Below are 282 nucleotides of genomic sequence, written 5' to 3' on the forward strand. Positions count from 1 at the left end.
ATTCTTTAGGTATCATATCTTTCTATTCGAAAATATGTTTGAATTCACCTTTTTATGATAAAATTTTTTTATGGATTACAAAACAATTGCCAACGATGGAATCGTTGAAGAAGAAATCAAAAAATCTCGTTTTATTTGTCACTTGAAACGCATTAGCAATGAAGAAGAAGGAAGGGAGTATATCGCTCAGATTAAGAAAGAGCATCACAAGGCCAATCACTCTTGCTCTGCAATGATTGTCGGAGAAGATGGTCAAATTAAGCGTTCTAGTGATGACGGTGA

General features: G+C 34.0%; 1 protein-coding gene. It reads left to right on the top strand.

Going from position 1 to position 282, the window contains the following annotated elements; genetic code table 11:
* Nucleotides 1-70: 70 nt before the first annotated feature.
* Nucleotides 71-282 (top strand): YigZ family protein (locus ACEN4I_RS13565; RefSeq protein WP_407127863.1); only part of this gene is annotated, 212 nt, incomplete at its 3' end.

Origin of the sequence: Desemzia sp. FAM 23990 (assembly GCF_045528485.1) — a bacterium.
Lineage (GTDB): Bacteria > Bacillota > Bacilli > Lactobacillales > Carnobacteriaceae > Desemzia.